Origin of the sequence: Halomonas sp. 11-S5, from assembly GCF_029889825.1 — a bacterium.
GTDB lineage: Bacteria > Pseudomonadota > Gammaproteobacteria > Pseudomonadales > Halomonadaceae > Halomonas.
On the sequence record NZ_JARANW010000047.1, the window covers coordinates 1 to 6018 of the forward strand.

General features: G+C 69.3%; 5 protein-coding genes. 4 read left to right on the top strand and 1 reads right to left on the bottom strand.

What is annotated here, in order from left to right; genetic code table 11:
• The first annotated feature begins 256 nt into the window (after positions 1–256).
• Both nosP and OP497_RS17300 read left to right on the top strand, forming a co-directional pair.
• Positions 257–1456, top strand: a complete 1200-nt coding sequence (nosP, locus tag OP497_RS17295) for a nitric oxide-sensing protein NosP (RefSeq protein WP_280550723.1) — start codon at positions 257–259, stop codon at positions 1454–1456.
• Positions 1425–2786: a hybrid sensor histidine kinase/response regulator gene (locus OP497_RS17300; protein ID WP_280550726.1), complete on the top strand. Its 1362-nt coding sequence runs from the start codon at positions 1425–1427 to the stop codon at positions 2784–2786. Before nosP ends, OP497_RS17300 begins: the two co-directional genes overlap by 32 nt.
• Here the strand turns inward: OP497_RS17300 and OP497_RS17305 are convergent.
• Entirely contained in the window at positions 2778–3440 is a 663-nt protein-coding gene (locus tag OP497_RS17305; protein ID WP_280550728.1) for a response regulator transcription factor, read from the bottom strand. The genes OP497_RS17300 and OP497_RS17305 overlap by 9 nt on opposite strands.
• A 138-nt stretch (positions 3441–3578) precedes the next feature.
• Here OP497_RS17305 and OP497_RS17310 point away from each other — a divergent pair, with 138 nt between their 5' ends.
• Both OP497_RS17310 and OP497_RS17315 read left to right on the top strand, forming a co-directional pair.
• Entirely contained in the window at positions 3579–5099 is a 1521-nt protein-coding gene (locus tag OP497_RS17310; RefSeq protein WP_280550729.1) for an aldehyde dehydrogenase family protein, read from the top strand.
• A 167-nt stretch (positions 5100–5266) separates the two neighbouring features.
• A complete protein-coding gene (locus OP497_RS17315) occupies positions 5267–5911 on the top strand; it encodes a methyltransferase domain-containing protein (protein ID WP_280550730.1) in 645 nt (214 codons plus the stop codon).
• The last annotated feature ends 107 nt before the right edge of the window (positions 5912–6018 follow it).

Below are 6018 nucleotides of genomic sequence, written 5' to 3' on the forward strand. Positions count from 1 at the left end.
ATCAGCGAGCGCATCGATGCCCACAGCCAGGACTTCGATGCCTCCACCCAGGGCCTGCTGGCGCTGGTGCGCGATCACTTCCCCCGCGGCGGCGAATCGGCTGCCAAGGGCGACAAGAAGGGCAAGACCAAGGGCTGAGGCCTCTCACTGCCGGGCGAGCGCCAGCCGCTGCCCGGCGTGATGTCCCGCCCAGGCCGGCGTTGTCGCCGCTTGCCCTGGCGACATACACTGCCTGAAACCGCACAGGCAGGCCGACATGCTCGATCTTTCCCCCGCGACGCCCGGTGTTCCCGACCCGCTCGAGGCGGAGCCGCCGCTGCGCACGGCGGTCAGCCGGCGACGGGACCCTCGTGAGGCGGCCGGCGAACTGGCCGGGACGCTGCGGCATGCCGAGCTCGGCTTCGTGCTGTTCTTCTGTAGCGCCGAGTATCCCCTGGCCGCGCTCTCCTCGGCCCTCAACGAGGCCTTCGAGGGCGTGGCGGTGGCCGGCTGCACCACCGCCGGGGAGATCACCCCGGCGGGTTACGGGCGCGGCTGCATCGTCGCCATCGGCCTCGATCGTCGCCACTTCGCCGTCTCCTGCGCCCTGGTCGAGGACCTGGCGGGCTTCGACCTGATCCGTGCCCAGCGGCTGGTCGACGGCCTGCTGGACGACTGTCGCGGTCGGGCCCTGGCCCCGGTGGGGGAGCACAGCTTCGCCCTGACCCTGCTCGATGGTCTTTCCAGCTGCGAGGAGCAGGTGCTGGCGACCCTGGATGCCGCCCTGGGGCGCATCCCCAGCTTCGGCGGCTCCGCCGGCGACGACAATCGCCTGGCCCATACCCATGTGCATGCCGAGGGCCGCTTCCATGGCCAGGCGGCGGTGGTGGTGATGATCAACACCCGACTGCCGTTCGAGGTCTTCACCACCCACCACCTGCGCCCGCGGGACGAGAAGCTGGTGGTCACCCGCGCCGACCGCGAGCGCCGCCGGGTGCTGGAGCTCAACGCCCTGCCGGCCGCCGAGGAGTATGCCCGGCTGGTAGGCGTCCCGGTCGAGGCCCTGGCGCCTGAGGTATTCGCCCGCCATCCCCTGGCGGTGCGCCTGGGCGAGGCGCATTTCGTGCGCTCCATCCAGCGGGTCAACGACGACGGCAGCCTCAGCTTCTATTGCGCCGTCGAGAACGGCATCGTGTTGACCGCCATGCAGCCCACCCCCCTGCTGGAGGACCTCGAGGCGGTCTTCGCCGGGCTTACCACGCGGCTCGGCGAGCCGGCGCTGATCATCGGCTGCGACTGCTTCCTGCGCCGGCTCGAGCTGGAGGCCCTGGGGCTCGTGGCGCCGGCGTCGCGGCTGCTGGGCCGCTCGCGGGTGATCGGCTTCAACACCTACGGGGAGCAGCACCATGGCATGCACATCAACCAGACCTTCACCGGGGTCGCCATTGGATCTCGCCCGGCCACGGGAGACGCCTGACGACGCCGGCCCGCGGGAGCGGGAACTGCTGGAGGAGAACGCGCGGCTGAGGCGGATCGCCACCGCCCTGATGGAGCGCGTGGAGTCGGCGGGCGTGGCGGGCGGTGCCCCCTACGCGGCCTTCGAGCATGCGGTGCTGCTCGCCGAACAGGTGCGCGAGCGCACCGAGACGCTGCAGCATACCCTTGCCGAATTGCATGCCGCCAAGGCGGAAGCGGAAGCGGCCAACCTCTCCAAGACCCGTTTCCTGGCCGCGGTGAGCCATGACCTGCTGCAGCCGCTGAATGCCGCCCGGCTGTTCACCAGCGCCCTGGAGGAGCATCCCCTGCCCGAGCCCTCGACCCGGCTGGTGGGCCATATCGGTCGCTCGCTCAAGGACGTGGAGGCGCTGCTCGGCACCCTGGTGGACATCTCGCGGCTCGATGCCGGGGTGCTCGAGCCGGATATCGCCCCCTTCCCCGTGGCCCGGCTGCTCGACGTGCTGGCCGAGGAGTACCGTCAGATGGCCGCGGCCCGGGGGCTGGAGCTGCACTACGTGGGCAGCGGCGCGGTGGTCGCCTCGGACCTGGCGCTGCTGGCCCGGGTGGTGCGCAACTTCCTGACCAATGCCATCCGCTATACCGGGTGCGGCAAGATCCTGCTGGGCTGCCGTCGCCGCCCCGAGGGAATCGAGATCCTGGTGGGAGACAGCGGGCCGGGGATTCCCGAGGCGCAGCGCGAGGCGATCTTCCAGGAGTTCCAGCGCCTGAGCGGCAATCGCGACGCCGAGGATCGCGGCCTGGGGCTGGGCCTGGCCATCGTCGACCGCATCGCGGGGATGCTCGGCCATCCCCTGCGGTTGGCCAGCGTGCCGGGCCGTGGCTCGCTGTTTTCGGTGCGGGTCCCCCATGGCCGACTGCCGCTGGCACCTCAGCCACCGGCCGCCTCGGCGCAGCCCGGGCAGGGTCGCGTCCTGGAGGGGGCGCGGGTCTGGGTGATCGACAATGATCCCGGCATCTGCGAAGGGATGGCCGCGCTGCTCGAGGGCTGGGGGTGTCGGGTGGTGACCGCGACCTCGCTGGCCGAGCTGGAGGGCAAGGCCAGCGGGGCGCGCGCGGACGTGCTGCTCGTCGATTTCCACCTGGGCGAGGGGGACCCCGATGGCCTGGCGGCGGCGGCGCGGCTGCGCGAGCGCCAGCCGGGGCTCCCGGTGATGGTGATCACCGCCAACCACGATGCGATGATCAAGGGCCTGACCCGGCAGCGGGGCTATGGCTGCCTGCTCAAGCCCCTGAAGCCGCTGCGGCTGCGCATGGCCCTGGTCGACCTGCTGGGCGGTGACTCAGCGTGACGGGCCATGGCGCTCGGCCAGCAGGGCCTCGAGGTCGGCCTCGCCGGCGGCGAGGATCGCCTGGACCCGGCCCGGCACCCCGAGCTTGCGCAGGATCGCCGAGACATGGGTCTTCACCGTAGTCTCGGCGATGTCCAGTTCCCGGGCGATCACCTTGTTGGAGGCACCGCGGCTCAGGCGCAGCAGCACCTCGAGCTGCTTGTCGGTCAGCTCGGTGAAGCGTGGGCGGGGCGATGGCGTGCCGGCCCCGGCGGGGCGGCGCATGATGTCCGGCGGCAGGTAGACCTGGCCCTCCAGCAGCTGGGCCAGCGCGGTGAGCAGGTCCCGGCGCGGCGTCGACTTGGGGATGTAGCCCACCGCGCCCAGGTCGAGGGCGTCGAGGATGGTGCGCCGTTCCTGGTCGGCCGAGAGGATCGCCACCGGCAGCCAGGGGTGAGCCGCGCGTAGCGCGCGCAGCCCCTCGAGCCCGCTGGCATCGGGCAGGCCGAGGTCGAGCAGCACCAGGTCAAGCTCCGTGCAGGTCTCGGCCTGGCGCAGGGTCGCGTCCAGGCTCTCCGCCTCCAGCAGCCGGCTGTCGGGCAGGCCGGCCTCGATCACCGCCGCGATCGCCTCGCGGAACAGCGGATGGTCATCGGCGACCATCAGGGTGTGCATGGGCAATATCCTCGTGGACTCGTCTCGCCTCCTACCGAAGGAGGAGGCCCTCTCCTGCTACCGGAGTATGTCGCAGAAGGCGTTGCTGACCAACACTGGGGGGGTATCGCCACAATGACAACAGTCAGGAGTCACGCCATGATTTACGCCAACCCCGGCCAGTCCGGTTCGCCGATCAGCTTCGAGACACGCTACGGCAACTACATCGGCGGCGAGTTCGTACCCCCGGTGAAGGGCCAGTACTTCGACAACGTCAGCCCGGTCAACGGCGAGGTGTTCTGCGAGATCCCGCGCTCCTCCGCCGAGGACATCGACAAGGCGCTGGACGCCGCCCACCAGGCCGCACCGGCCTGGGGCAAGACCGCCGCCGCCGAGCGCTCCAATGTGCTGCTGAGGATCGCCGACCGCATGGAGCAGAACCTCGAGATGCTGGCCGTGGCCGAGACCTGGGACAACGGCAAGGCGGTCCGCGAGACCCTCAACGCCGACCTGCCGCTGGCCGTCGACCACTTCCGCTACTTCGCCGGCTGCATCCGCGCCCAGGAGGGCACCGCCGCCGACATCGACGCCAACACCGTCGCCTACCACTTCCACGAGCCGCTGGGCGTGGTGGGACAGATCATTCCCTGGAACTTCCCGCTGCTGATGGCCGTCTGGAAGCTGGCGCCGGCACTGGCCGCGGGCAACTGCGTGGTGCTCAAGCCCGCCGAGCAGACCCCGGCCTCGATCCTTGAGCTGATGAAGCTGGTCGGCGACCTGCTGCCCCCGGGCGTAGTCAACATCGTCAATGGCTACGGCGCCGAGGCCGGCCAGGCGCTGGCCACCAGCAAGCGCATCGCCAAGATCGCCTTCACCGGCTCCACCCCGGTGGGCTCCCACATCCTCAAGTGCGCCGCGGAGAACATCATCCCCTCCACGGTGGAGCTGGGTGGCAAGTCGCCGAACATCTACTTCGCCGACATCATGAACGCCGAGCCGGAATTCATCGACAAGGCCGCCGAGGGCCTGGTGCTGGCCTTCTTCAACCAGGGCGAGGTGTGCACCTGTCCGTCCCGGGCGCTGATCCAGGAGAGCATGTACGACGCCTTCATGGTCAAGGTGATGGAGAAGGTGGGCCAGATTACCCGCGGCAACCCGCTGGATACCGACGTCAAGGTCGGCGCCCAGGCCTCCCAGGAGCAGTTCGACAAGATCATGTCCTACATGGACGTGGCCCGCGAGGAGGGTGCCGAGTTCCTCACCGGCGGCGAGCGGGAGTCCCTGGATCCGGCCATCAACAACGGCTTCTATATCCAGCCAACCCTGCTCAAGGGGCACAACAAGATGCGCGTCTTCCAGGAGGAGATCTTCGGCCCGGTGGTGGCCGTGACCACCTTCAAGGACGAGGAGGAGGCGCTGGCCATCGCCAACGACACCGAGTTCGGCCTCGGCGCGGGCGTCTGGAGCCGCGACATGAACGTCGCCTTCCGCATGGGCCGCGCTATTCAGGCCGGCCGTGTGTGGACCAACTGCTACCACCAGTATCCGGCCCATGCCGCCTTCGGCGGCTACAAGAAGTCCGGCGTTGGCCGCGAGACGCACAAGATGGCCCTCGAGCACTACCAGCAGACCAAGAACCTGCTGGTCAGCTACGACATCAATCCGATGGGCTTCTTCTGACCGGCTTGTTCTGACCGGCTCGTGATGACCGAGCCGGCCGGACGACGCCTCGGCGAGTACCGAGCAGGCACGTTGGGCGCGACGCGAGTCGCGCCTTTTTTGGCTCGCCGCTACACGTCCCGGCCGCGATGCGTCATCATCTCCCGCCCGGTCCAGATGGAGACAGCATGGAGATGATCGACCTCGAGGCATCCGACCTCCACCAGGCGCGACTGCAGCGCGTGGCGTCCCTGATCAGGGCCAGCGGTGCGCGACGGGTGCTCGACCTGGGATGCGGCTCCGGTGGACTGCTGCAGTACCTGCTGCGCGACGCCCAGTTCGAGCGGGTGGCGGGCCTTGAGCTCTCCGGCGAGCTGCTGGCCCAGGCCAAGCTGCGCCTGGAGGAGCTGCCGGCCGCCCGGGCGGGGCATCTCGAGCTGGTCTGCGGTTCCTATGCCGATCCCCACCCGGCGCTGGTCGGCTTCGATGCCGCGGCTATGGTGGAGACCATCGAGCATGTCCCGCCCGAGGCGCTCTCCCGGGTCGAGCGCGCGGTCTTCGCCGGGCTGCGGCCGCATCTGCTGGTGATGACCACCCCCAACCACGAATACAATCCGCTCTATGATCTGGCGCCGGGCGAGTTCCGGGATCCCGACCACAAGTTCGAGTGGGACCGGGCGCGCTTCCGCGACTGGGCACAGGGCGTGGCGCGTCGCAACGGCTATCGGGTGCGCTTCTCGGGGATCGGCGAGATGCACGCCCACCTCGGCCAGCCGACCCAAGTGGCGTGCTTCACGCCAGTCTGCGATGGACCAGAAAAATCGGGGCACTAGGAGCCTGTCGGGTTTGACCGATCGTAGCGAGAGAGACGGATTTCGAGACAAGTTTATCGATCTGATGAGGCGAATAGCCCGCTATTTAACGAATCAGATCGAATGAA

Excerpts from the sequence above, each read along its gene's own strand:
- nosP (WP_280550723.1), top strand. The coding sequence starts at position 257 with ATGCTCGATCTTTCCCCCGCGACGCCCGGTGTTCCCGACCCGCTCGAG.
- OP497_RS17305 (WP_280550728.1), bottom strand. The coding sequence starts at position 3,440 with ATGCACACCCTGATGGTCGCCGATGACCATCCGCTGTTCCGCGAGGCG.
- OP497_RS17310 (WP_280550729.1), top strand. The coding sequence starts at position 3,579 with ATGATTTACGCCAACCCCGGCCAGTCCGGTTCGCCGATCAGCTTCGAG.
- OP497_RS17315 (WP_280550730.1), top strand. The coding sequence starts at position 5,267 with ATGGAGATGATCGACCTCGAGGCATCCGACCTCCACCAGGCGCGACTG.